The sequence below is a fragment of the Morococcus cerebrosus genome, from assembly GCF_022749515.1.
Taxonomy (GTDB): Bacteria; Pseudomonadota; Gammaproteobacteria; order Burkholderiales; family Neisseriaceae; genus Neisseria; species Neisseria cerebrosa.
Genome location: NZ_CP094242.1, coordinates 90,771 through 114,655, shown reverse-complemented (window position 1 = coordinate 114,655; position 23,885 = coordinate 90,771). Strand labels below are relative to the sequence as shown.

The window sequence follows — 23,885 nt, the reverse complement described above, 5'->3', positions numbered from 1 at the left end:
CCCATCGGGCAATGCATTGAAGTGATTTGATCAAGCAAAAGGTCGTCTCAAAAACCGAAACTTGGTTTTCAGACGACCTTCTTTTTTCTCAATATCCTCTCCCCTATGTATGGTAACGGATGGTCGGAAATCCAAAGATTGCGTGCGGCAACGTAACGCATTCGTTGTCTGCAAAATTCATCTAAATTCTTCCAAAAAACTGTGGATTTGAGATTTGGTCAAACCCGTTTTATCCGTTTTCATTTCGGTGAAGCCGGATTTTCAGACGACCTTTTTCCCATCCCGTACCCGCAAGCGCCTTTCCACCTGTCAAATCCCCCCGAAAAAGCGTACAATCCCACGTTTATTTTTGAATTCATTATATTTTCGGACGACCTCCGTCAGAGAAAAGAGGTCGTCTGAAACCATTAGGCACGTTGACACACATGACCCACATGATTTACCCCAAAACCTACGACGTCATCGTCGTCGGCGGCGGACACGCAGGCACGGAAGCCGCGCTCGCCGCCGCACGCATGGGCGCGCAGACGCTTTTGCTCACACACAACATCGAAACGCTCGGACAAATGTCGTGCAACCCTTCCATCGGAGGCATCGGCAAAGGCCATCTCGTACGCGAACTCGACGCGCTCGGCGGCGCGATGGCGTTGGCAACCGACAAATCCGGCATCCAGTTCCGCCGCCTGAACGCCAGCAAAGGCGCGGCAGTTCGTGCCACGCGCGCGCAGGCGGACCGCATTCTCTATAAAGCCGCCATCCGCGAAATGCTGGAAAACCAAGAAAACCTCGACCTCTTCCAGCAGTCGGTTGACGACGTAACGCTCGACGGCGACCGCATTTCAGGCGTAATCACCGCGATGGGCGTGGAATTTAAAGCCCGCGCCGTCGTGCTAACCGCAGGCACGTTTTTGTCCGGCAAAATCCACATCGGTTTGGAAAACTACGAAGGCGGCCGCGCCGGCGACCCCGCTGCCAAATCGCTGGGCGGACGTTTGCGTGAATTAAACCTGCCGCAAGGTCGTCTGAAAACCGGCACGCCGCCGCGCATCGACGGGCGCACGATTGATTTCTCCCAACTTACCGAACAGCCCGGCGACACGCCCGTGCCCGTCTTTTCCGTGCGCGGCAACGCCGATATGCACCCGCGCCAAGTGTCCTGCTGGATTACGCATACCAACCTGCAAACCCACGATATCATCCGCTCAGGCTTCGACCGCAGCCCCATGTTCACCGGCAAAATCGAAGGCGTTGGTCCGCGCTACTGTCCGTCTATCGAAGACAAAATCAACCGCTTCGCCGACAAAGACAGCCATCAGATTTTCCTTGAACCCGAAGGTCTGACCACCAACGAATACTACCCCAACGGTATTTCCACCAGCCTGCCGTTCGACATCCAAATCGCGCTCGTGCGCAGCATGAAAGGCCTTGAAAACGCCCATATCCTGCGCCCCGGCTACGCCATCGAATACGACTACTTCGACCCGCGCAACCTCAAAGCCAGCCTCGAAACCAAAACCATCCAAGGCCTCTTTTTCGCCGGACAAATCAACGGTACCACCGGCTACGAAGAAGCCGCCGCACAAGGCCTGCTTGCAGGCGCAAACGCCGTGCAATACGTCCGCGAACAAGCCCCGCTCCTGCTGCGCCGCGAACAAGCCTATCTCGGCGTATTGGTGGACGACCTCATCACCAAAGGCGTGAACGAACCCTACCGCATGTTCACCAGCCGCGCCGAATACCGCCTGCAACTTAGGGAAGACAACGCCGATATGCGCCTGACCGAAGACGGCTACAAAATCGGCTTAGTGGGTGAAGAACAATGGCGCATGTTCAACGAAAAACGCGAAGCCATCGAACGCGAAATCCAACGTTTGAAAACAACGTGGTACACGCCGCAAAAACTCGCCGAAGATGAACAAATCCGCGTATTCGGCCAAAAACTCAGCCGCGAAGCCAACCTGCACGACCTCCTGCGCCGCCCGAACCTCGACTACGCCACACTGATGACGCTCGAAGGCGCAAGGTCGTCTGAAAACCTGTCTGCCGAAGTGGTCGAACAAGTCGAAAACCAAGTCAAATACCAAGGCTATATCGACCGCCAAAACGAAGAAATCGACAGCCGCCGCGATATCGAAACCTTAAAGCTGCCCGACGACATCGATTACAGCAAAGTCAAAGGCTTGTCGGCAGAAGTGCAGCAAAAGCTCAACCAGCACAAACCCGAAACCGTCGGCCAAGCCAGCCGCATCTCCGGCGTAACGCCTGCGGCGGTGGCGTTGCTGATGGTGCATTTGAAACGCGGGTTTAAGGGGGCGAAGTAGGCTGCTTGAAAGTGCAGGCTGCACACAAATAGCCGTCATGAAACAATAGGAATGAAATCCGTTTTTCAGACGGTATGAAGATTTCGAGCACATACCACGCGCCCATACATGAACGTTTTTAAAACCATAAGAGAATTAAAATGAAGCATTTGACAAAATTACTGGCAACCGCATTGCTGGCTTTGGGTTTGAATCAGGCAGTTTGGGCGGATGACGCATTGGATTTCCGGCAAACCCTGCAGTTGGCGGAACAGGGATATGCCTATGCCCAATATAATTTGGGTGTGATGTATGAAAACGGACGAGGCGTACGCCAAGACTATGCCGAAGCGGTCAAATGGTATCGCCAAGCGGCAGCGCAGGGGTTTGCCGACGCCCAATTTAATTTGGGTGTTATGTATGGCAACGGACAAGGCGTGCGCCAAGACTATGCCGAAGTACTCAGATGGTATCGCAAAGCAGCAGAACAGGGGGATGCCTATGCCCAATATAATTTGGGTGTTATGTATGAAAAAGGACAAGGCGTACGCCAAGACTATGCCGAAGCGGTCAAATGGTATCGCCAAGCGGCGGATCAGGGGTATGTCAAAGCCCAATATAATCTGGGTGTGATGTATAACAACGGGCAAGGCGTGCGCCAAGACCATGCCGAAGCACTCGGATGGTATCGCAAAGCGACGGAACAGGGACATGCTGAAGCCCAATATAATTTGGGTCTGATGTATCACATCGGACAAGGCGTGCGCCAAGACTATGCCGAAGCATTCAGATGGTTTCGCGAAGCGGCGGAGCAGGGGTATGTCAAAGCCCAATATAATCTGGGTGTTATGTATGACAACGGACAAGGCGTGCGCCAAGACTATGCCGAAGCAGTCAAATGGTATCGCCAAGCGGCAGAACAGGGGGATGCCTATGCCCAAAATAATCTAGGGGCGATGTATTACAACGGATATGGCGTGCGCCAAGACTATGCTGAAGCGCTCAGATGGTTTCGCAAAGCAGCAGAACAGGGGAATGCCGATGCCCCAAATAATCTAGGGGCGATGTATTACAACGGATATGGCGTGCGCCAAGACTATGCCGAAGCAGTCAAATGGTATCGCCAAGCGGCGGATCAGGGGAATGCCGATGCCCAAAATAATCTAGGGGCGATGTATTACAACGGATATGGCGTGCACCAAGACTATGCTGAAGCGCTCAGATGGTTTCGCAAAGCAACGGAACAGGGGGATGCCGATGCTCAATTTAATTTGGGTGTTATGTATGACAACGGACAAGGCGTACGCCAAGACGATGCCGAAGCGTTCAGATGGTTTCGTAAAGCGGCGGAACAGGGACATGCCGAAGCCCAATATAATTTGGGTGAGATGTATCACATCGGACAAGGCGTGCGCCAAGATTTGCATCTTAGCAAGGAATGGTTCGGTAAAGCATGTGATGGTGGAGTTCAAGAAGCCTGCAACCAATACCGCTATTTAAATCAGAAAGGTTATTGAACGGCTTGTGATGCCCTTGTATTCGCAATTCAAGCGCAATGCTTAAATGCTATTGGCGAGCGCCACTAAAAACAAATCACCCGACATCTCATCATCCAATGCTTTTCTCGTCCAGCGGTTGAGGGCTTCTTCAACCGCCTTAGTCCGTTTGACATTCGGCCAGTGCAGGCTGCCTGAAAACGTGATTGAGCAAGTCGAAATCCAAGTCAAATACCAAGGCTATATCGACCGCCAAAACGAAGAAATCGACAGCCGCCGCGACATCGAAACCTTAAAGCTGCCCGAGGATATCGATTACAGCAAAGTCAAAGGTTTATACGCCGAAGTGCAGCAAAAGCTCAACCAGCACAAACCCGAAACCGTTGGACAGGCAAGCCGAATTTCCGGCGTCACCCCTGCGGCGGTGGCGTTGCTGATGGTGCATTTGAAGCGCGGGTTTAAGGGGGCGAAGTAGGCTTGTCTGCCGATAGCGCAAAATGTGGAAAGGCCGTCTGAAAAATAAATCGTAAGTCGGAGGGTATCCGACTTACGATCATGTTATGTCCAATTATCGGATACAAAATCCAACCTATAATTGGCTAATAGAAAAACAGAATAAAGACCGTCTAAAAACAAAACATAGTTTTCAAACGGTCTTTATGTTATTGGTAGGGGACATCGGTTCTCACCGATACGGCTTTGTACACATCTCTTTGGTATAATCTCACTCCCCCACATAACCGTAGAGTCCCATTGCATAAGTAATTAAACTTTTCATCTTTACCTCCAACTCTACTTTCAAAGAAGATTCCAAAAGATCAAATGAGATACTAAAGTTTTTGAAACATTCAAAAATTGGAAGGAGAGATATGCAATAAACCAAAGGAATATTGTGTTCTCAAATTCTATTTCTAATCATACTAGAAACAAAGGTTAAATTGTGCTTTCTTATGTAAATATGAATAATGATAAATTTAATTTAATTATGATTCATTGCGCAAATAAATTTAATTAAAGTAGTCGTAGGTCGGATTCTTGAATCCGACATCTTGGACGACTGTGTCGGATACAAGTATCCGGCCTACGGTTGAATGATTGCGGTCTGAATTCCCGTCTGTGCGGGAATGACGATACGGGTATTCTTATTTGAATTTATGATTAAACAAAGGGATGACATGGAAACCCAAACTTCAGAAAAAACCACTTTCGTTACACAAGACGAATTCAAGCGTAAGCCGATAGCTGAAAACATCATCAGGCTGCTTACCTCAGATATCGACCTTTCCCCTATGGTCATCGACGGCGGCTGGGGAACGGGTAAAACCGAATTTTGCCAAAAGCTGATTCGACTCATGCAGGAGCAGCATCCCGATTACCGGCCCGTCTATATCGACGCCTTCCGTTCAGACCACAGCGGAGAGCCTCTGCTGGCATTGCTTGCCGAAATCATCAAAGCATGTACGCCTGAAGGTTCTGACGAAAAGCTTATTGAAGAACATAAAGATCGCATTAGGAGAATCACGAAAGCCGCAGGATTCTTGATGAAAACCGTTGCCAAGGCAGCGGTTGGTCATGTTCTAAAGCAAAATACAGACGATTTGGCAGAAGAGCTTCAACAGATAATGAATGACGACCAAGAAGCAGACAGTTTGGCCGAAACCGTAACCGATGCTGCTGCCACAATCGCCAGCCATACCATCGATGCAACCGTCGAAGCCTTGTTGAAAGAGCAAATCGAAGCGGAAAAAAATCTGGAAACGCTCAAAGCCTGCCTGAAAGAATTGGCAGCGGAAAAACCGATTATCCTGTTTATCGACGAACTCGACCGCTGCCGTCCCGATTACGCCGTCGATATGCTGGAAGTCATCAAACATGTCTTTGATGTTGAAAACGTCAAAGTCGTGCTGGTGACAAACACCAAGCAACTGCGTGCGGCGATTAATCATCGGTATGGGATGGAAGTAGATGCGCAAAAATATTTGGATAAGTTTTTGAAGTACAGCTTTGCTTTGCCGGATAAAGTTGTGGCTCGGTTCGAGGAAGACCGGGCTTTGGTTGCAGTTGAACATTTCAAACAGTTGATACGAAAAAGTCGTATGGCTAGTGAACTTCAGGCTTTAATTGATGAACGTTCCCCAACAATAATAGGTTTTATCAGCGATATGATAGAACGGAACAATATATCGCTTAGAGAAACGGAACGACTAGTCCGATTTTTAGAGATATATCATTCTTTAAGTGGTGGACTTAATAAGGTAATCTGGCAATATGCCTTGCTTCGCATTACAGGTGTATTTATCTTCTGCTTCTATCCGAGTTTAATGGACGATATTAATAAAAATCGTACTGATAGCAAAGATTTTGCTCGATTGTTTAATATTCAGTCTTTGGCGAATATTCCAAATAATAGTTTTGGTGTGGTTCATACAAATACAAATGTAATTGCTATGATGCTCATTCTATATGGCACTGCAAATATACATTTTGACGTTAGTACCCTTCATGATAGAAGATCATGGCAAGAGCAGATAAATAAAGATTTTCTTGATAACGAAAATATTTATCCATATAGAATAGATGGAGTTCTTACTATTTTAAAAGACACCTTCCGAGTCCTCAGCCTTGAACAAACACCACAATAAAGAAAGGTCGTCTGAAAACCCAAAACCAAGTTTTCAGACGACCTTTCTTTATCCAATCTGGTGCCGGAGAAGGGAATCGAACCCCCGACCTTCGCGTTACGAATGCGCTGCTCTACCGACTGAGCTACACCGGCACGGTGTTCGTTATCATATACATAAACGGGATGTTCGGCAAGTTCGCATTTCCCGATAAGGTTGTTGCTCGGTGAAAATATATGCCGTGTTTTCAGACGACCTCTTTTAAAAAGGCCGTATGGGGATAGTGTTTTGTTGTTTGACTTTTCCACTTTCCGCACGCACGGAAACGGCAATGGGTTGGGCAGGTTTATCCGGAATCGGCAAACTGTCAGCCTCCGTCCGAATATAATATTTAACAGTGAACAAGCTAAATCTGGATGATAGGTTCGCCTGCAAGGTTGGATGAACGGGGGGAGCAAAGTGTGTTGCATCAAGGTTCAAGATGGCGGACGAACACCTGCGAATTGCGGCCGTTGGCGAGGTAGTCGCGGCGGCGTTCTTCGGGTAATGCGTCGGGAGAGGTCGTCTGAAAACCGCGTTCGGCAAACCATTCGCCTGTGTGGGTGGAGAGGGCGAACAGGCGGCGGATGCCCATGGCGCGGGCTTTTTGGAAGAGGTGGTCGAGCAGCATTTCGCCGTAGCCGCCGTCGCGGGCTTCGGGGGAGACGACGAGGCAGGCGAGTTCGCCGATTTCGGGGTCGTCGAAAGTTTTGAGGGCGACGCAGCCGTAGATGTTGCGGTCGTGTTCGAGGACGGAGAAGCCGGAGATGTGGTTTTCGAGATATTCGCGGCTGCGGTGCAACAGGATGCCTTGTTCTTCCAACGGGCGGATCAGGGCGATGATGCGGGGGATGTCGCGGCTGTGGGCTTGGCGGATGGAGACGAAGGAATCGCGGGCGATGGCGGTGCCGCAGCCTTCTCGGGTGAAGAGTTCGCGCAACAGTCCGCCGTCTTCGCGCCCGCTGAGGATTTGAACGCGGCTGACGCCGTTTTCGACGGCGTTGACGGCGGCTTGAAGCAGGCGCACGGGGACGTTGTGCGCGGTTTCTATCAGGTGGCGGACTTCGCCTGAGGACAGGGTGGACATGAGGACGCCGTCGGCGTTGCAAATGCCGGCTTCTTCGGTCAGGTACACGAGTTTTTCGGCTTGAAGGGCGACGGCGACGGCTTCGGCGGCTTCGCTCATGCTGAGGTTGAAGGTTTTGCCGCCGTAGGAGTGTCCGAGCGGGCTGATGAGGACGATGGCGCCGTCGTCGAGGCGGCGGTTGATGGAGTCTGTGTCGGTTTTGCGGACGATGCCGGTGTAGCCCATGTCTATGCCGTCAATGACGCCGAGCGGACGGGCAGTGAGGAAATTGCCCGAAGCGGTGGGAATCGGTTTGTTGCGTAAGGGCGCGGATGCACTGCTGCACAGGGCGGCTTCGATGTCGCTGCGTATCATGCCGACTGCCTGCTTGGCGTCGCGCAGGGTGGTATCGTCGGTAATGCGGCGGTTGCGGTGGTATTGCGGAACGAATTGTCTGTCGGCGGCGAGGCAGTTGAGAAAATGGCGCGTACCGTGTACCAACACGAGCCGTACACCCAAGCCGGCGAGCAGGTGGAAATCGGCGGCGAGCCGGTTCAGGGTGTCGCCTTCGAGCAGGCTGTCGGTGATGCCGATAACCAGTGTTTTGCCGCGCAGGTAGTGGATATAGGGCGCGGCTTCGCGAAAATCGGCGACAAAGCCCGGAGATGTGTTCATAGCAAGACCAGATAGAAAAGCTGCATGATGAGGACGGTCAGCGCGACCAGTACCGCCAGCGTCCAGTTGAAGCCTTCTTCGGATTTGGCGGGTTTGGCAGCGGCTGCCGCCATCAGGGCTTGGAATTCTTCAGTCCGCCGTTTTTCTTCTTCTGCCCGTCGCTTTTCCTCTTCGGTGCGCCGTGCCGCCTCTTCTTTGGCTTTTTTGGCACGTTCGGCGCTGTCGAGCAGGCTGGCGATTTCGTGGCGGGAGAGTTGTTTGCGGTTGCGGATGTTGCCGCCCATGTCGTGTACGAGGCGAACGTCGGTAACGGCGTTGGGCAGCGTGTCGGGATTGGCGGGGGCGGAAGACGGCGCCAGGCTGTCTTTGGCTTTGAACAGGCCTTCGCATTTATTGCAAACGACAAAGCCTTGTGCGACGTTGAGCTGGGTGTCTTTGACCCAAAGTGAGGTTTTGCAGTGTGGGCAGATACAGGCGGGCATAGGGGTTTTCCGTGTAAAGTGTGGAATGTGTTGTTTTAATGTGTGTTTGATTGGGTTGGGTCGTCTGAAAAGGGATTGCCCGTTTTCAGACGACCTTTTGTTTATCGGATTTTAGGCAACGCCGTAGCGTTCGCGGTAGGCTCTGACCGGCTCGAGGAAGCCGCCGAATTCCGCATTGTTTTGCAGGAGCGTGAACAGGTCGTTCAGATTGGCAATGGCGACGACGGGCAAGCCGTATTGTTTTTCCACTTCCTGAACGGCGGACAATTCGCCCGTGCCTTTTTCCATGCGGTCGAGCGCGATGGCGACGGCGGCGGGCGTTGCGCCTTCCGCTTCAATCAGTTTGACCGATTCGCGCACAGATGTTCCCGCAGAAATCACGTCGTCGATAATCAATACGCGGCCTTTGAGCGGCGCACCGACCAATACGCCGCCTTCTCCGTGGTCTTTCGCTTCTTTGCGGTTGTAGGCAAACGGCACGTTCACGCCTTTTTCCGCAAGCATCATCGCCGTCGCCGCCGCCAAAATAATGCCTTTGTAAGCAGGGCCGAACAGCATGTCGAATTTTACGCCGCTCTCAATAATCGCCTGCGCGTAAAACTTCGCCAGTTGCAGCGTCGATGCGCCGTCGTTAAACAGTCCGGCGTTGAAAAAATAAGGCGACTGACGACCTGCCTTGGTCGTAAATTCACCGAATTTCAATACATTCTGCGCCAGCGCAAACTTAAGGAAATCTTGACGGAAATCGGACATTTTGCTTCTTTCAAAAGATATAGTGGATTAAATTTAAATCAGGACAAGGCGACGAAGCCGCAGACAGTACAGATAGTACGGCAAGGCGAGGCAACGCCGTACTGGTTTAAAGTTAATCCACTATATTGATTTATAAAGGAAGAGATTATAAAGGATTCATGAGGAAAATGCAGGTCGTCTGAAAACAGGTTTTCTGGTTTCAGACGACGGCGGATTCGCATTTGAAGTGCAACTTTCCATAACAGAAAAAGGCCAGTATGCGGTAGCATACGGCCTTTCCTGCAAGAAAGATTGCCATGAGCTACACACAACTGACCCAAGACGAACGATACCATATCCAATACCTGTCCCGCTACTGCACCGTCGCCGAAATCGCCAAACAGCTCAACCGCCACAAAAGCACCATCAGCCGAGAAATCAAGCGGCACTGCATCCAAGGACAGCAATACAGCGCCGAAAAAGCACAGAAGCAAAGCCGGCTGACCAAACAGCACCGGCGAAAACCCTATAAGCTCGATTCGCAGCTGGTTCAACACATCGACACCCTTATCCGCCGCAAACTCAGTCCCGAACAAGTATGTGCCTACCTGCATAAACACCACGGTATCACACTCCATCACAGCACCGTTTACCGCTACCTTCGCCAAGACAAAAACAACGGCGGCACTTTGTGGCAACACCTCAGAATATGCAGCAAACCCTACCGCAAACGCTACGGCAGCACATGGACCAGAGGCAAAGTGCCCGACCGCGTCGGCATAGAAAACCGACCTGCTATCGTCGACCAGAAAACCCGCATCGGCGATTGGGAGGCCGACACCATCGTCGGCAAAAATCAGAAAAGCGCGTTATTGACCTTGGTCGAACGCACTACCCGCTACACCATCATCTGCAAATTAAAGAACTTAAAAGCCGAAGACACTGCCCGGGCGGCCATTAGGGTATTAAAGGCATATAAAGCCAGAGTCCACACCATCACCATGGATAACGGCAAAGAGTTCTACCAACACACCAAAATAGCCAAAGCATTGAAGGCGGAAACCTATTTTTGCCGCCCTTACCATTCTTGGGAAAAAGGGCTGAATGAGAACACCAATGGACTCATCCGGCAATATTTCCCCAAACAAACCGATTTCCGAAACATCAGCGATCGGGAGATACGCAGGGTTCAAGATGAGTTGAACCACCGGCCGAGAAAAACACTTGGCTACGAAACGCCAAGTGTTTTATTCTTAAATCTGTTCCAACCACTGGTACCCTAGTGTTGCACTTGAAATCCGAATCCAAGGACCTCTTTCATTCAAGCCCTTTAAAATCTGCCATCCGCCATTATCTATCGGTAAGCGGCGACGGCGGCATACTTGATATGCCCAAGCCGATGATTTACTGTTAGAATCCGAATTTATTTGTTTTCAAACCATTTTCAGGAGCAAACGCCATGCGAAACGACGTTTACGACTATACCGCCACGGGACAGGTTGCTAAAAATACCGTCCTGCAAAAAACTTACCGCCTGCTCGGTCTGTCTTTCATTCCCGCCGTCGCCGGCGCATATTTCAGCGGTCAGTTCGGACTGAATCTATTCTCTCTGTTCGGTCAGGGCTGGATGGGGCTGGTTGCCGTGCTGGTGTTCTTCTACGGCATGACTTTCCTCATTGAGAAAAACCGTTACAGCAATGTCGGCGCAACCCTCCTGATGATCTTCACTTTCGGCATGGGTGTGCTGATCAGCCCGCTTCTGCAATATACGCTCGCTATTCCAAACGGTACGCAAATCGTCGGCATCGCTGCCGCCATGACTGCCGGGGTATTCTTCACCATGTCTGCAATGGCGCGCCGCACCAATGTCAATATGAATTCGCTAGGCCGCTTCCTGACCGTCGGCGCGGTGGTGTTGATGATCGCGATGATTGCCAACTTCTTCCTGCAAATCCCGGCATTGAGCCTCGCCGTTTCGGCAGCGTTTGTCCTGTTTAGCTCGCTGATGATTATGTGGCAGGTACGCACGGTGATTGACGGTGGCGAAGACAGCCATATCAGCGCGGCTCTGACCATCTTCATCTCCATCTACAATATCTTCAGCAGCCTGCTGCGTATTTTGCTGGCGTTCAGCGGCGATGATTAACCGTTTGCGCATCTGACGAAAGAATTCAAAGGTCGTCTGAAAACAGGTTTTCTGATTTTCAGACGACCTTTTTGACATTCCATTCCCCGCCCGCTATCCTGACGGCTGCCATCACTCACACCACTACCCATGAACACTATCCCCCCGCGCCGTGCCGTTTACGCAGGCAGCTTCGACCCGCCGACCCTCGGCCATCTTTGGATGATACAAGAAGCCCAGGTTCTTTTTGACGAACTCGTCGTCGCCATCGGCATCAATCCTGAAAAACACAATACCTACACCATAGACGAACGCCGCGATATGCTCGAAGCGATTACGGAAGGCTTTCCCAATGTCCGCATCAGCGTATTTGAAAACCGCTTCCTGGTTCGCTACGCGCGCGAAATCGGAGCAGGGTTTATCGTTCGCGGTATCCGTTCTGCCGCCGACTATGAATACGAACGCTCCATGCGCTATATCAACAGCGACCTTGCACCCGAAATTTCGACGGTTTTCCTGATGCCACCGCGCGAAATCGCCGAAGTGTCTTCCACTATGGTCAAAGGCCTGGTCGGCCCCGATGGTTGGCACGACATAATACGCCGCTACCTGCCCGAAGCCGTGTACGAAAAAATCGTGCAGGATTATGAAACTTGAAATCTGTGGTTGATGAAAAGGTCGTCTGAAAGCTTGATATGGGTTTTCAGACGATCTTTCGATTTATGGCAGTGTTTGTGTAATTCTAAATTCACATTGAATAATCAAATGATTAAATTCAATTTAAATATAATTTTTGGTGGCTGATTTGTTGCAAAATATAAACACGGTTTGTCATAAATAAAGATAATTATTATCAATTATTTCGATTAAGCAAAAATATTTCCTATAATGCCGCATCCCTTCACCTTTCGAGTTGAACATGCAATATTCTGCCCGCCTTTCCCTGCTTCCCGCCCTGATTGCCTCCGCCTTCCCGCTGTATGCCGCCGATACCACCGATAGCGAACATTACACCGCCACCCTGCCCACCGTTACCGTGGTCGGACAGTCCGACACCAGCGTACTCAAAGGCTACATCAACTACGACGAAGCCGCCGTTACCCGCAACGGCCAGCTCATCAAAGAAACGCCGCAAACCGTCCGATACGCTCAACATCCAGAAAAACAAAAACTACGGCACGAACGATTTGAGTTCTATCCTCGAAGGCAACGCCGGTATTGACGCTGCCTACGATATGCGCGGCGAAAGCATTTTCCTGCGCGGTTTTCAAGCCGACGCATCCGACATTTACCGCGACGGCGTGCGCGAAAGCGGGCAGGTCCGCCGCAGCACCGCCAACATCGAGCGCGTGGAAATCCTGAAAGGTCCGTCTTCCGTGCTTTACGGCCGCACCAACGGCGGCGGCGTCATCAATATGGTCAGCAAATACGCCAACTTCAAACAAAGCCGCAACATCGGTGCGGTTTACGGCTCGTGGGCAAACCGCAGCCTGAATATGGACATCAACGAAGTGCTGAACAAAAACGTCGCCATCCGCCTCACCGGCGAAGTCGGACGCGCCAATTCGTTCCGCAGCGGCATAGACAGCAAAAACGTCATGGTTTCGCCCAGCATTACCGTCAAACTCGACAACGGCTTGAAGTGGACGGGGCAATACACCTACGACAACGTGGAGCGCACGCCCGACCGCAGTCCGACCAAGTCCGTGTATGACCGCTTCGGACTGCCTTACCGCATGGGTTTCGCCCACCCGAACGATTTTGTCAAAGACAAGCTGCAAGTTTGGCGTTCCGACCTCGAATACGCCTTCAACGACAAATGGCGCGCCCAATGGCAGCTCGCCCACCGCACGCCGGCGCAGGATTTCGACCATTTCTATGCAGGCAGCGAAAACGGCAGCCTAATCAAGCGCAATTACGCCTGGCAGCAGACCGATAACAAAACCCTGTCGTCCAACTTCACGCTCAACGGCGACTACAACATCGGCCGTTTTGAAAACCACCTGACCGTAGGCTTGGATTACAGCCGCGAACACCGCAACCCGACATTGGGTTACAACCGCGCCTTCTCCGCCTCCATCGACCCCTACGACCGCGCAAGCTGGCCGGCTTCGGGCAGATTGCAGCCCGTCCTCACCCAAAACCGCCACAAAGCCGACTCCTACGGCATTTTCGTGCAAAACATCTTCTCCGCTACGCCCGATTTGAAATTCGTCCTTGGCGGCCGTTACGACAAATACACCTTTAATTCCGAAAACAAACTCACCGGCAGCAGCCGCCAATACAGCGGCCACTCGTTCAGCCCCAATATCGGCGCAGTGTGGAACGTAACGCCTGCCCACACGCTCTACGCCTCATATAACAAAGGCTTCGCACCTTATGGCGGACGCGGCAGCTATTTGAGCATCGACACTTCGTCTTCCGCCGTGTTCAACGCCGACCCCGAATACACCCGCCAATACGAAACCGGTGTCAAAAGCAGTTGGCTGGACGACCGACTCAGCACCACATTGTCCGCCTACCAAATCGAACGCTTCAATATCCGCTACCGTCCCGACGCGCAAAATGATCCCTACACTTGGGCTGTCGGCGGCAAACACCGTTCGCGCGGTGTGGAACTGTCCGCCATCGGACAAATCATCCCCAAAAAACTCTATCTGCGCGGCTCGTTGGGCGTGATGCAGGCGAAAGTCGTTGAAGACAAAGAAAATCCCGACCGAGTGGGCATCCATTTGGACAACACCAGCAACGTTACCGGCAACCTGTTCTTCCGTTACACGCCGACCGAAAACCTCTACGGCGAAATCGGCGTAACCGGTACGGGCAAACGCTACGGCTACGATTCAAGAAACAAAGAAGTTACCACGCTTCCCGGCTTCGTCCGCACCGACGCCATGTTCGGCTGGAACCGCAAAAATCTGAACCTCACTTTCGCCGTCGGCAATCTGTTCAATCAAAAATACTGGCGTTCCGACGCCATGCCCGGCGCGCCGCGCACTTATACGGCGCGGGTGAATTACAGTTTCTAATTCCAGGCAGGAAATGGAACAAAGGTCGTCTGAAAACTCGTGTTTCGAGTTTTCAGACGACCTTTTACCTTCTATACGCTCATGAATAAGGCGGGGCGCTTAAGTCTGCAAAGAATGTGGCAGTCCGCAAAGATAGCGTTTGCGCGGCCTTTGCTATATCATTCCCTTATCTGAAACCAAGGAAAACATCATGTACGAAGTCAACCGCAGCGTCTTCCTGCTCATCCCGCTCGATCCTTTTTGGAACTGGCTGCAAACCCTGCCCGGCAATCATCTTGACGGTTTGACGCTTGAAGATATTCAAGCCGATGCCAATTCTTATCTCGTCCGTCCGTGTGAAACCGCCGACGAAGTATGGGATGAAATCGAAGCGCGGTTTGAAGACATTTTCGCTGCCGAACTTGCCGATTGGTGCGAAGATGAAAGCGAATGGCCTGATTTGGATGCAGATATTTTCAACGAATGGTTCGACATCCAGCTTTCTACCGTCATTACCGACCTCGAGCAAGAACCGCTCGCCCGTGAAGCCTTTCAACCCTTTAATCTGAACTGATGAACGTCCGCGTCCGCAATTACCATCTTGACGGCTACGGTCATGTCAATAACGCGCGCTATCTCGAATTTCTCGAAGAAGCGCGCTGGGCGTTTTTTGAGGAACACGGTTTATTGTCCGAAATCGACGGCTTGATGCTGGTGGTTGTCCGCACCGACATCCGTTATCGCCGCGCCGCCGTCGATGGCGACATATTGCGTTTTGAAGGTCGTCTGAAAGAGCTGACCTCACGCCATATTATCCTTACTCAAAACATCGTTTTGCCCAGCGGTAAAAATGCTGTCGAAGCTGAAATCACTTTGATGGTCGTTAGCGCAGAAAGCGGGCGAAGCATCAGCATTCCCGAACCTCTCTTTACCCTTTTAAAACAATACGCCGAAGCATGAAAAAACTCATTACCATTGCCTCCGTCGCCATTATCGGCGCGCTGCTCGCCATTGTCCTCATTCCGGATAACAAACCTACTCCCGCATTCTCTTTGTCTGACCTGCAAGGCAAACCGGTGTCCAATGCCGATTTGCAAGGCAAAGTCAGCTTCATCAATTTCTGGTTTCCCTCCTGCCCGGGCTGTGTCAGCGAAATGCCCAAAGTCATCAAAATGTCCAAAGACTACCAAGGAAAAGACTTCCAAGTCCTCGGTATTGCCCAGCCGATAGACCCGCTGGAAAGCGTAAACCAATACGTCAAAGAATACGGCTTGCCTTTTACCGTCATGTTTGATGCCGATAAAGCCGCCGCCCAAGCGTTCGGTACGCAGGTTTACCCGACTTCTTTCTTGATCAATAAAAAAGGCGAAATCCTGAAAACCTTTGTCGGAGAACCCGACTTCGCCGCGCTTTATCAGGAAATCGACAAAGAATTGGCGAAGTAGCAATCAAAAAAGGGCGCAATGATGCACCCTTATGTATTTATTGGGATAACGTGTGGATTCCTTTTCTCGCAAATGCTGATTGGTGTGAAAACGGTAGCAGTTTCAGCAATATTGTTTTTGTGTGCCTTTCTTCATAACCTTTTATCATGATTCGGACAAAGAACCTTCTCAAACCGGGCGGCAGGCAATCATATAATTCACTTCTGTCGAGTCGCATAAAGAATAGCGGCGGGTCAAAAGATTGTAGGTCATGCCCTTGGTGTCGATAACGTCCAAACCTGCCTGCCTGCACATTCGCGCCAGCTCGGCGGGCGTGATGAATTTTTGCCAATCGTGCGTCCCTTTGGGAACGACGTTCAACACATATTCCGCGCCGACAATCAGATGGAGATAAGATTTAGGGTTGCGGTTGATGGTGGAGAAAAACACCCTGCCGTCAGGCTTCACCAGCTCCGAACAGGCTTTGACGATGGCGGCGGGATCGGGAACGTGTTCCATCATTTCCATACAGGTTACAACATCGAAACTGTGCGGCTGTTCGGCGGCAAGGTCTTCGACGCGGATGCAGCGGTAATCGATATTGTCCACTCCTTCGGCAGCGGCATGGGCTTGGGCGGTTTGCAACGATTTTTCCGCCATATCAATGCCGGTAACGTGCGCCGCGCCGCGTTTTGCCATGCTTTCCGACAAAATCCCACCGCCGCAGCCGACATCCAAAACACGTTTGCCCACCAACTGAGCGAATGAATTGATATAGCCCAAGCGTAGCGGATTGATGTCGTGCAGAGGTTTGAACTCGCCGTTTTTATCCCACCATTTATCCGCAATTTGGCTGAATTTAGCGATTTCGTCCGCATCGACGTTGTGTTGTCCGGCTGCTTCCATCATGATTTTCCTGATTTGGATTTCGGGTTGAAGAGGGTTTTGATTTTATAGCAAAGCGGCAGGATGGAACAGAGACAAACCGCCGCCAGCCGCCAAAAGGTCGTCTGAAAACGCCGCTTCCCCTTTTCAGACGACCTTTGACTTGTTTTTACCCCTTCCGCCTTGTTTGCCGCGACCTTTCCCATTAATTTATATAAACTTGCCCACGCATTGCCGAAGCAGCAAACGCCCCCATTCTACATTCAAAAGAAAATCCAATGAAACCATTCATCTGCGCCGCATCCCTATTCTTCCTTGCCGCCGCCTCCGCGCTTGCCTCCGGCAAAGACTTTATCATTTACGACCGCATGGACTACGTCGGCAAACCCGACCTGACCGCCGACAAATTGTCCAAAGTATTCTTGATTTACGAATCCGAGCTGGTGATGCCCGATCCTGCCGGCAAGCGCAAACACGGCATATTGAACGAAAAACGCACTCGCGAATTGGCGCGCCAGTCCTATCGCGAAGGCTACCGCACCATCTCCACCGACATCGAAACCTGGTTTGCCGAAAAAGACGGACAAATCCTCACGCCTCAGGAACTTAAAGCCGACTTTGCCCGTATGTACCAGATTTTCAAAGAAGAAAATCCCCGCGCCTACATCAGCAACTACGGCTTGCCCGACGAACACTTACACGCCATCCGCTACTACCAAACTCAGGCGGACAATGAAGTAGTATTGGCAAAATGGCGGCAGTTCAGCAAACGCCGTCAGATGAGTGCAGCCATTAGCGATTAGCCAATCCCGTGTTCTACATCACCACGCCCAATTTGGCGCAATGGGAAAAAGACGTCCAAACCACCGTCGCCGAGATTAGAAAACGTTATCCCGACAAAAAAATCATCGGCCACCTCTGGCCGCAATATTATTCCGCAAGCAACAGCCCGTATTTCAAACAATTTATCGATGCCGAACGTTGGAAGAAAATGCTGGAAATCAGTAAAAATATACTGATGGTGTGATTATCTGGTCTGACAAACGTGATGAATACAATAAAATCGTCCCATGGACTGATCCTCACATCCAAGCAATTCTCAAAGCGACCAAATCATTTATCGCTGACCATCCAAAAGACATTCAGGTAGAGACCTTTGCAAAAAAGCCCTTCCCCCCGACAGCCGAAACCCAAACACAGGTTTTCGTCTATTTCCGCCCCTAATTGCTCCTGATTTTACCCAAATATCCCCTTAATCCTCCCCGAATACCCGATAATCAGGCATCCGGGCCGCCTTTTAGGCGGCAACAGGCACACTTAGCCTGTTAGCCGCTTTCAACAGGTTTAAACACATCGCCTTCAGATGGCTTTGCGCACTCACTTTGAGCAGACCAAAATAGGCTGCCCGGGCGTAGCGGAATTTACGGTGCAGCGTACCAAAGCTTTGCTCGACCACATAACGGGTCTTCGACAAATATCGGTTGCGTTTGGTTTGCGCTTCCGTCAGCGGACGGTTGCGGTGGGCTTTGCGCATAATGCCGTCCAGCAACCGATGTTCTTTCAGATGTTGCCGGTTTTCCGCACTGTCGTAGCCTTTATCGGCATAGACGGTCGTACCTTCGGCAATGCCTTCCAGCAAAGGCGACAGGTGGTTGCACTCATGGGTATTGGCGGGGGTGATGTGCAGTTTCTCGATATAGCCTTCCTCATCGGTACGGGTATGTTGTTTGTAACCGAGTTTGTAGAGACCGTTTTTCTTTGTCCAGCGGGCATCTTTGTCTTTACTCGGTGTGGTTTGGCCGCTGACTTGTCCTTCTTCATCGACTTCTATGGCCTGACGCTGTTTGCTGCCGGCGGTCTGAATAATGGTGGCGTCAATGACGGCGGCGGATGCTTTCTCTACTTTTAGGTTTTTTTCGGTCAGTTGGCGGTTAATCAGTTCCAGCAATTCGGACAGGGTGTCGTCTTGCGCCAGCCAGTTGCGGTAGCGGCATAAGGTGCTGTAATCGGGGATGCTCAGTTCGTCAAAACGGCAAAATAGGTTGAAATCGATGCGGGTGATGAGACTGTGTTCGAGTTCGGGATCGGAGAGGCTGTGCCATTGTCCGAGCAGGACGGCTTTGAACATGGACAACAGTGGATAGGCGGGACGGCCGCGGTGGTCTCGAAGGTAACGGGCTCTTTGACGATTCAGGTATTGTTCGATCGGTTGCCAATCAATCACCTGATCCAACTTCAATAATGGGAAGCGGTCGATGTGTTTGGCGATCATGGCTTGTGCGGTTTGCCGGAAGAAGGTGCTCATGGAAAATCCCCTAAATGTCTTGGTGTGAATTTAGGGGATTTTGGGGAATTTTGCAAAGGTCTCAGGTAGAGAAACTCCAGCCTCCCGAAAATCGTTAAAAACCGACTCCTTTTGGTTAAATCCATAAAGGTCGTCTGAAAGATATAAATGGCTTTCAGACGACCTTAGATATAGGAAATTGTCATGTTGTTTATACTTTTTTCTACCTCGGACAGCTTTTGTTTTTGCTTAAATGTTCCTTTAAAAACTATCCAGCGTTGTCAAGAACAGAGCGTGTTTCCTACGTCTATCGACATTCTTGATAATACCGAATCACTTCCCAATCAGATCTTCAAACAAAAGCCGAAAGTGTAACAGTGCTGTTAATTTTTACAACACACATGGATAACAAAAAACCGAACGGGATACCCGTTCGGTTTCATAAAAGCAACAATTATTGAACTTTAATTTCTACATCAACACCGGCTGGCAAGTCCAGTTTCATCAGTGCATCGGTAGTTTTGTCAGTCCAGTCCACGATGTCCATCAGGCGCAAGTGGGTGCGGATTTCCAATTGTTCACGAGAAGTTTTGTTCACGTGTGGAGAACGCAGAATGTTGAAACGTTCGATTTTAGTCGGCAACGGAATCGGACCTTTTACAACGGCACCGGTACGTTTTGCAGTTTCAACGATTTCTTGAGCAGAACGGTCGATCAGGCTGTAATCATAAGCTTTCAGGCGGATACGGATTTTTTGGTTTGCCATTTATCGATATCCTTCAATTAAGCAATGATAGAAGAAACCACACCTGCACCTACGGTACGGCCACCTTCGCGAATCGCAAAGCGCAGACCTTCTTCCATAGCGATAGGTGCAATCAGTTCTACAGTAATGGCTACGTTCTCACCAGGCATAACCATTTCTACACCTTCTTCCAAAGTAACCGCACCGGTTACGTCGGTAGTACGGAAGTAGAATTGAGGACGATAGTTGGCGAAGAACGGAGTATGACGGCCACCCTCTTCTTTGCTCAATACGTACACTTCCGCTTTGAATTTGGTGTGCGGAGTGATGGTACCCGGTTTAGCCAATACTTGACCGCGTTCCACTTCTTCGCGTTTGGTACCGCGCAGCAATACGCCTACGTTGTCACCTGCTTGACCTTCGTCCAGCAGTTTGCGGAACATCTCAACACCGGTACAAGTGGTTTTTTGGGTTTCTTTCAGACCTACGATTTCGATCTCGTCACCAACGTGGATGACACCGCGCTCTACACGGCCGGTTACTACGGTACCGCGACCGGAGATGGAGAATACGTCTTCGATAGGCAACAGGAACGGTTTGTCCACGGCACGCTCTGGAGTCGGGATGTAGCTGTCCAATGCGGCAGCCAGTTCGAAGATTTTTTCTTCGTAAGCGGCGTCGCCTTCCAAGGCTTTCAGTGCAGAACCTTGTACGATCGGGCAGTCGTCACCTGGGAAGTCGTAGCTTGACAGCAAGTCACGGATTTCCATTTCAACCAGTTCCAGCAGTTCGGCATCATCAACCATGTCGCATTTATTCATGAACACGATGATGTAAGGTACGCCTACTTGGCGGGCCAACAGGATGTGTTCGCGAGTTTGCGGCATAGGACCGTCGGCAGCGGAACATACCAAGATTGCGCCGTCCATTTGTGCGGCACCGGTAATCATGTTTTTAACGTAGTCGGCGTGTCCCGGGCAGTCTACGTGTGCGTAGTGGCGGGTTTCGGTTTCGTATTCTACGTGTGAGGTATTGATGGTAATACCGCGGGCTTTTTCTTCGGGAGCGTTGTCGATTTGGTCGTAAGCTTTTGCAGCACCGCCGAATTTTTTAGCCAAAATAGTAGTCAAAGCAGCAGTCAGGGTGGTTTTACCATGGTCAACGTGACCGATGGTGCCAACGTTTACGTGCGGTTTGCTACGTTCAAATTTTTCCTTAGCCATGAGCTAATTCCTTTACATTAAAGATCGATTAAAGAACAGAGGCCGTCTGAAAAATCATTTCAGCCTTTCAGACGACCTATTTGCCTGATTAGCCTTTACGGGCTTCAGTTACAGCAGCAGCTATGTGGGCAGGAGCTTCAGAATATTTCTTGAACTCCATAGAGTAAGTAGCGCGGCCTTGGGTTGCAGAACGCAGGTCGGTAGAATAACCGAACATTTCTGCCAAAGGTACTTCGGCACGGACTTTTTTACCGCCGATACCGTCATCATCCATACCCAATACGACGCCGCGACGACGGTTCAAGTCGCCCATTACGTCACCCATGTATTCTTCAGGGGTTTCCACTTCAACTGCCATGATTGGCTCAAGCAGAGCAGGATTGGCTTTACGCATACCTTCTTTGAAGGCTTGGGAAGCAGCCAATTCGAAGGCCAGTTGAGAGGAGTCGACGTCGTGTGAAGAACCGAAGATCAAACGTACGCGTACGTCAACTACTGGGTAACCTGCAACGATACCGTTAGGCAGGGTATCGCGGATACCTTTATCGACAGACGGAATGAATTCGCGAGGAATCACACCACCTTTAATTTCGTCGATAAATTCGTAGCCTGCACCACCCGGCTCCATAGGTTCCATTTTGATCACAACGTGACCGTATTGACCTTTACCACCGGATTGTTTGGCGTGTTTGTATTCGGCTTCAACTTCTTTGCGGATGGTTTCGCGGTAAGCCACTTGAGGCGCACCGATATTCGCTTCCACGCCGAATTCGCGTTTCATACGATCAACAATAATTTCCAAGTGCAGCTCACCCATACCGGAAATAATGGTTTGACCGGATTCCTCGTCTGTACGGACACGGAAAGAAGGGTCTTCCTTAGCCAGACGGTTCAGGGCGATACCCATTTTCTCTTGGTCGGCCTTGGTTTTCGGCTCAACGGCAATATGGATTACCGGCTCAGGGAATTCCATGCGTTCCAAGATAATCGGCGCGCTTTCCGCACACAAGGTTTCACCGGTAGTAACGTCTTTCAGACCGATCGCGGCTGCGATATCGCCAGCGCGTACTTCTTCAATTTCAGTACGGTCTGCAGCAGTCATTTGTACCAAACGGCCGATACGTTCGCGAGTGCCTTTTACAGAGTTCAATACGGTATCACCGGATTTCACTACGCCAGAGTAAACGCGGATGAAAGTCAGCTGACCAACGTATTTGTCGTTCAACATTTTGAACGCCAATGCAGAGAATTTCTCTTCATCGCTGGCTTGGCGGCTGTCGGCTTCTTCAGTGTTAGGGTTAACACCTTGAACCGGAGGAATATCGGTAGGAGCAGGCAGCAATTCTACAACTGCGTCCAACATACGTTGAACACCTTTGTTTTTAAATGCGGAACCGCACAACATCGGCTGAATTTCGCCTGCCAAAGTACGTTGACGCAATGCGCCTACGATTTCTTCCTCGGTCAGCTCGTCGCCGCCCAAGTATTTGTCCATCAATTCTTCGCTGGCTTCAGCTGCGGCTTCAATCATGTTTTGACGCCATTCTTCAGCAGTTTCAACCAATTCAGCGGGAATGTCGCCATAGGTAAAGGTTGTACCTTTATCGGCTTCATTCCAAATGATGGATTTCATTTTCAGCAGGTCAACAACACCGGTGAAACTGTCTTCTGCGCCTACCGGAATGACGATAGGTACTGGGTTTGCGCGCAAACGGGTTTTCATTTGCTCGACAACGCGGAAAAAGTTAGCACCTTGACGGTCCATTTTATTTACAAACGCCAAGCGTGGCACTTGGTATTTGTTGGCTTGACGCCATACGGTTTCAGATTGCGGTTGAACACCACCCACCGCGCAGTAAACCATTACCGCACCATCCAATACACGCATAGAACGCTCTACCTCTACGGTAAAGTCAACGTGTCCTGGTGTGTCGATAATGTTGAAGCGGTGTTCTGGGAATTGTTTCGCCATACCGGACCAGTAGGAAGTAACGGCAGCGGAGGTAATGGTAATACCACGTTCTTGCTCTTGTTCCATGTAGTCGGTAGTAGCCGCGCCATCATGTACCTCGCCCAATTTGTGGGTCAAACCGGTATAGAACAAAATACGTTCTGTAGTAGTGGTTTTACCCGCGTCAATATGGGCGGAAATACCGATGTTGCGGTACAGGCTGATCGGGGTCTTACGAGCCATTTTATTAGCCTTTCAAAATTAGAAACGGAAGTGAGAGAATGCTTTGTTGGCTTCAGCCATGCGATGTACTTCTTCACGTTTTTTCAACGCACCGCCGCGGCCTTCGGACGCATCAATCAACTCGCCTGCCAAACGCAGGTCCATGGATTTCTCACCACGTTTGCGGGCCGCATCGCGAACCCAGCGCATTGCAAGAGCCAGACGGCGTGAAGGACGAACCTCAACAGGAACTTGGTAGTTTGCACCACCTACACGGCGGCTTTTCACTTCCACGATAGGTTTGGCGTTTGCAATGGCTTCGTTGAATACTTCGATTGCTGCTTTGCCGGTTTTTTTCTCGATTTGCTCCAATGCACCGTAAACGATACGCTCGGCAACAGATTTTTTACCGTCAATCATCAATACGTTCATGAATTTAGTCAGCTCGACGCTGCCGAATTTAGGATCAGGCAATACATCGCGCTTGGGGACTTCTCTACGTCTTGGCATTTTAATTTCCTTTAATCTATTCAGTCGGGTCAATTCCCATGAATACCCAATAGAGTATTCACTTACTCGGCCGTTGTTCAGCTTAGGCGGCCGACGT

Annotated in this window: 18 protein-coding genes, 1 tRNA gene and 4 pseudogenes; 13 read left to right on the top strand and 10 right to left on the bottom strand. The window is 50.7% G+C overall.

What is annotated here, in order from left to right; all coding sequences use genetic code 11:
• Positions 1-425 precede the first annotated feature (425 nt).
• The 4 genes and pseudogenes from mnmG to MON37_RS00505 all read left to right on the top strand — a co-directional run bounded on the left by mnmG (position 426) and on the right by MON37_RS00505 (position 6,438).
• Positions 426-2,321, top strand: coding sequence for a tRNA uridine-5-carboxymethylaminomethyl(34) synthesis enzyme MnmG (gene mnmG, locus MON37_RS00535; RefSeq protein WP_039407107.1), 1,896 nt, complete (start codon positions 426-428; stop codon positions 2,319-2,321).
• A 140-nt stretch (positions 2,322-2,461) separates the two neighbouring features.
• A complete protein-coding gene (locus tag MON37_RS12280) occupies positions 2,462-3,817 on the top strand; it encodes a tetratricopeptide repeat protein (RefSeq protein WP_052242822.1) in 1,356 nt (451 codons plus the stop codon).
• Between the two features lie 160 nt (positions 3,818-3,977).
• A pseudogene (gene gidA / locus MON37_RS00510) lies at positions 3,978-4,271 on the top strand (tRNA uridine-5-carboxymethylaminomethyl(34) synthesis enzyme MnmG); the annotation flags it as partial.
• A 700-nt stretch (positions 4,272-4,971) separates the two neighbouring features.
• Positions 4,972-6,438: a KAP family P-loop NTPase fold protein gene (locus MON37_RS00505; protein ID WP_039407155.1), complete on the top strand. Its 1,467-nt coding sequence runs from the start codon at positions 4,972-4,974 to the stop codon at positions 6,436-6,438.
• A 58-nt stretch (positions 6,439-6,496) separates the two neighbouring features.
• Here the strand turns inward: MON37_RS00505 and MON37_RS00500 are convergent.
• The 4 genes from MON37_RS00500 to pyrE all read right to left on the bottom strand — a co-directional run bounded on the left by MON37_RS00500 (position 6,497) and on the right by pyrE (position 9,432).
• A tRNA-Thr gene (locus MON37_RS00500) sits at positions 6,497-6,572 on the bottom strand.
• A gap of 314 nt (positions 6,573-6,886) precedes the next feature.
• Complete coding sequence (argA, locus tag MON37_RS00495) at positions 6,887-8,197, bottom strand: amino-acid N-acetyltransferase (RefSeq protein ID WP_039407103.1); 1,311 nt, start codon at positions 8,195-8,197, stop codon at positions 6,887-6,889.
• Entirely contained in the window at positions 8,194-8,679 is a 486-nt protein-coding gene (locus MON37_RS00490; protein WP_003759233.1) for an MJ0042-type zinc finger domain-containing protein, read from the bottom strand. The genes argA and MON37_RS00490 overlap by 4 nt, the downstream gene beginning before the upstream one ends.
• Before the next feature lie 111 nt (positions 8,680-8,790).
• The gene (gene pyrE / locus MON37_RS00485; protein WP_003741470.1) at positions 8,791-9,432 is read right to left on the bottom strand and encodes an orotate phosphoribosyltransferase; all 642 of its coding nucleotides are present in this window, start codon (positions 9,430-9,432) and stop codon (positions 8,791-8,793) included.
• Here pyrE and MON37_RS00480 point away from each other — a divergent pair.
• The 8 genes and pseudogenes from MON37_RS00480 to MON37_RS00445 form a co-directional block, all read left to right on the top strand.
• Positions 9,391-9,558: pseudogene (locus MON37_RS00480) on the top strand (IS5/IS1182 family transposase); the annotation flags it as partial. The gene pyrE and the pseudogene MON37_RS00480 overlap by 42 nt on opposite strands.
• Before the next feature lie 170 nt (positions 9,559-9,728).
• Entirely contained in the window at positions 9,729-10,694 is a 966-nt protein-coding gene (locus MON37_RS00475) for an IS30 family transposase (protein WP_242883703.1), read from the top strand.
• Positions 10,695-10,870: 176 nt separating this feature from the next.
• Positions 10,871-11,557, top strand: coding sequence for a Bax inhibitor-1/YccA family protein (locus MON37_RS00470; protein ID WP_003741466.1), 687 nt, complete (start codon positions 10,871-10,873; stop codon positions 11,555-11,557).
• A gap of 129 nt (positions 11,558-11,686) precedes the next feature.
• Positions 11,687-12,193, top strand: coding sequence for a pantetheine-phosphate adenylyltransferase (gene coaD / locus MON37_RS00465; protein WP_039408415.1), 507 nt, complete (start codon positions 11,687-11,689; stop codon positions 12,191-12,193).
• A gap of 262 nt (positions 12,194-12,455) precedes the next feature.
• A pseudogene (locus tag MON37_RS00460) lies at positions 12,456-14,565 on the top strand (TonB-dependent receptor).
• 190 nt (positions 14,566-14,755) lie between these two features.
• Positions 14,756-15,118 carry a hypothetical protein gene (locus tag MON37_RS00455; protein WP_019270038.1) on the top strand — a complete coding sequence of 121 codons (363 nt, stop codon included), beginning with the start codon at positions 14,756-14,758 and terminating at the stop codon, positions 15,116-15,118.
• On the top strand, positions 15,118-15,504 hold the full coding sequence (locus MON37_RS00450) for an acyl-CoA thioesterase (RefSeq protein ID WP_039408413.1): 387 nt from the start codon (positions 15,118-15,120) through the stop codon (positions 15,502-15,504). The genes MON37_RS00455 and MON37_RS00450 overlap by 1 nt, the downstream gene beginning before the upstream one ends.
• The gene (locus tag MON37_RS00445; protein WP_039408411.1) at positions 15,501-15,989 is read left to right on the top strand and encodes a TlpA family protein disulfide reductase; all 489 of its coding nucleotides are present in this window, start codon (positions 15,501-15,503) and stop codon (positions 15,987-15,989) included. Before MON37_RS00450 ends, MON37_RS00445 begins: the two co-directional genes overlap by 4 nt.
• Positions 15,990-16,157: 168 nt before the next feature.
• Here the strand turns inward: MON37_RS00445 and ubiG are convergent, their stop codons facing one another.
• Positions 16,158-16,877: a bifunctional 2-polyprenyl-6-hydroxyphenol methylase/3-demethylubiquinol 3-O-methyltransferase UbiG gene (gene ubiG, locus MON37_RS00440; RefSeq protein ID WP_039408409.1), complete on the bottom strand. Its 720-nt coding sequence runs from the start codon at positions 16,875-16,877 to the stop codon at positions 16,158-16,160.
• 254 nt (positions 16,878-17,131) lie between these two features.
• On the opposite strand from ubiG, the pseudogene MON37_RS00435 reads away from it, so the two are divergent.
• Positions 17,132-18,077, top strand: a pseudogene (locus tag MON37_RS00435) (hypothetical protein).
• 73 nt (positions 18,078-18,150) lie between these two features.
• Here MON37_RS00435 and MON37_RS00430 read toward each other — a convergent pair.
• The 5 genes from MON37_RS00430 to rpsG all read right to left on the bottom strand — a co-directional run bounded on the left by MON37_RS00430 (position 18,151) and on the right by rpsG (position 23,788).
• On the bottom strand, positions 18,151-19,158 hold the full coding sequence (locus MON37_RS00430; RefSeq protein WP_242883552.1) for an IS5 family transposase: 1,008 nt from the start codon (positions 19,156-19,158) through the stop codon (positions 18,151-18,153).
• Positions 19,159-19,591: 433 nt separating this feature from the next.
• Positions 19,592-19,903, bottom strand: a complete 312-nt coding sequence (gene rpsJ / locus MON37_RS00425; RefSeq protein WP_002642322.1) for a 30S ribosomal protein S10 — start codon at positions 19,901-19,903, stop codon at positions 19,592-19,594.
• Positions 19,904-19,920: 17 nt separating this feature from the next.
• Positions 19,921-21,105 carry an elongation factor Tu gene (gene tuf / locus MON37_RS00420; protein ID WP_003742643.1) on the bottom strand — a complete coding sequence of 395 codons (1,185 nt, stop codon included), beginning with the start codon at positions 21,103-21,105 and terminating at the stop codon, positions 19,921-19,923.
• Positions 21,106-21,193: 88 nt separating this feature from the next.
• On the bottom strand, positions 21,194-23,299 hold the full coding sequence (gene fusA / locus MON37_RS00415) for an elongation factor G (RefSeq protein WP_003760496.1): 2,106 nt from the start codon (positions 23,297-23,299) through the stop codon (positions 21,194-21,196).
• 18 nt (positions 23,300-23,317) lie between these two features.
• Positions 23,318-23,788 carry a 30S ribosomal protein S7 gene (gene rpsG, locus MON37_RS00410; protein WP_003745196.1) on the bottom strand — a complete coding sequence of 157 codons (471 nt, stop codon included), beginning with the start codon at positions 23,786-23,788 and terminating at the stop codon, positions 23,318-23,320.
• Positions 23,789-23,885 lie beyond the last annotated feature (97 nt).

Excerpts from the sequence above, each read along its gene's own strand:
- mnmG (WP_039407107.1), top strand. The coding sequence starts at position 426 with ATGACCCACATGATTTACCCCAAAACCTACGACGTCATCGTCGTCGGC.
- MON37_RS12280 (WP_052242822.1), top strand. The coding sequence starts at position 2,462 with ATGAAGCATTTGACAAAATTACTGGCAACCGCATTGCTGGCTTTGGGT.
- MON37_RS00505 (WP_039407155.1), top strand. The coding sequence starts at position 4,972 with ATGGAAACCCAAACTTCAGAAAAAACCACTTTCGTTACACAAGACGAA.
- argA (WP_039407103.1), bottom strand. The coding sequence starts at position 8,197 with ATGAACACATCTCCGGGCTTTGTCGCCGATTTTCGCGAAGCCGCGCCC.
- MON37_RS00490 (WP_003759233.1), bottom strand. The coding sequence starts at position 8,679 with ATGCCCGCCTGTATCTGCCCACACTGCAAAACCTCACTTTGGGTCAAA.
- pyrE (WP_003741470.1), bottom strand. The coding sequence starts at position 9,432 with ATGTCCGATTTCCGTCAAGATTTCCTTAAGTTTGCGCTGGCGCAGAAT.
- MON37_RS00475 (WP_242883703.1), top strand. The coding sequence starts at position 9,729 with ATGAGCTACACACAACTGACCCAAGACGAACGATACCATATCCAATAC.
- MON37_RS00470 (WP_003741466.1), top strand. The coding sequence starts at position 10,871 with ATGCGAAACGACGTTTACGACTATACCGCCACGGGACAGGTTGCTAAA.
- coaD (WP_039408415.1), top strand. The coding sequence starts at position 11,687 with ATGAACACTATCCCCCCGCGCCGTGCCGTTTACGCAGGCAGCTTCGAC.
- MON37_RS00455 (WP_019270038.1), top strand. The coding sequence starts at position 14,756 with ATGTACGAAGTCAACCGCAGCGTCTTCCTGCTCATCCCGCTCGATCCT.
- MON37_RS00450 (WP_039408413.1), top strand. The coding sequence starts at position 15,118 with ATGAACGTCCGCGTCCGCAATTACCATCTTGACGGCTACGGTCATGTC.
- MON37_RS00445 (WP_039408411.1), top strand. The coding sequence starts at position 15,501 with ATGAAAAAACTCATTACCATTGCCTCCGTCGCCATTATCGGCGCGCTG.
- ubiG (WP_039408409.1), bottom strand. The coding sequence starts at position 16,877 with ATGATGGAAGCAGCCGGACAACACAACGTCGATGCGGACGAAATCGCT.
- MON37_RS00430 (WP_242883552.1), bottom strand. The coding sequence starts at position 19,158 with ATGAGCACCTTCTTCCGGCAAACCGCACAAGCCATGATCGCCAAACAC.
- rpsJ (WP_002642322.1), bottom strand. The coding sequence starts at position 19,903 with ATGGCAAACCAAAAAATCCGTATCCGCCTGAAAGCTTATGATTACAGC.
- tuf (WP_003742643.1), bottom strand. The coding sequence starts at position 21,105 with ATGGCTAAGGAAAAATTTGAACGTAGCAAACCGCACGTAAACGTTGGC.
- fusA (WP_003760496.1), bottom strand. The coding sequence starts at position 23,299 with ATGGCTCGTAAGACCCCGATCAGCCTGTACCGCAACATCGGTATTTCC.
- rpsG (WP_003745196.1), bottom strand. The coding sequence starts at position 23,788 with ATGCCAAGACGTAGAGAAGTCCCCAAGCGCGATGTATTGCCTGATCCT.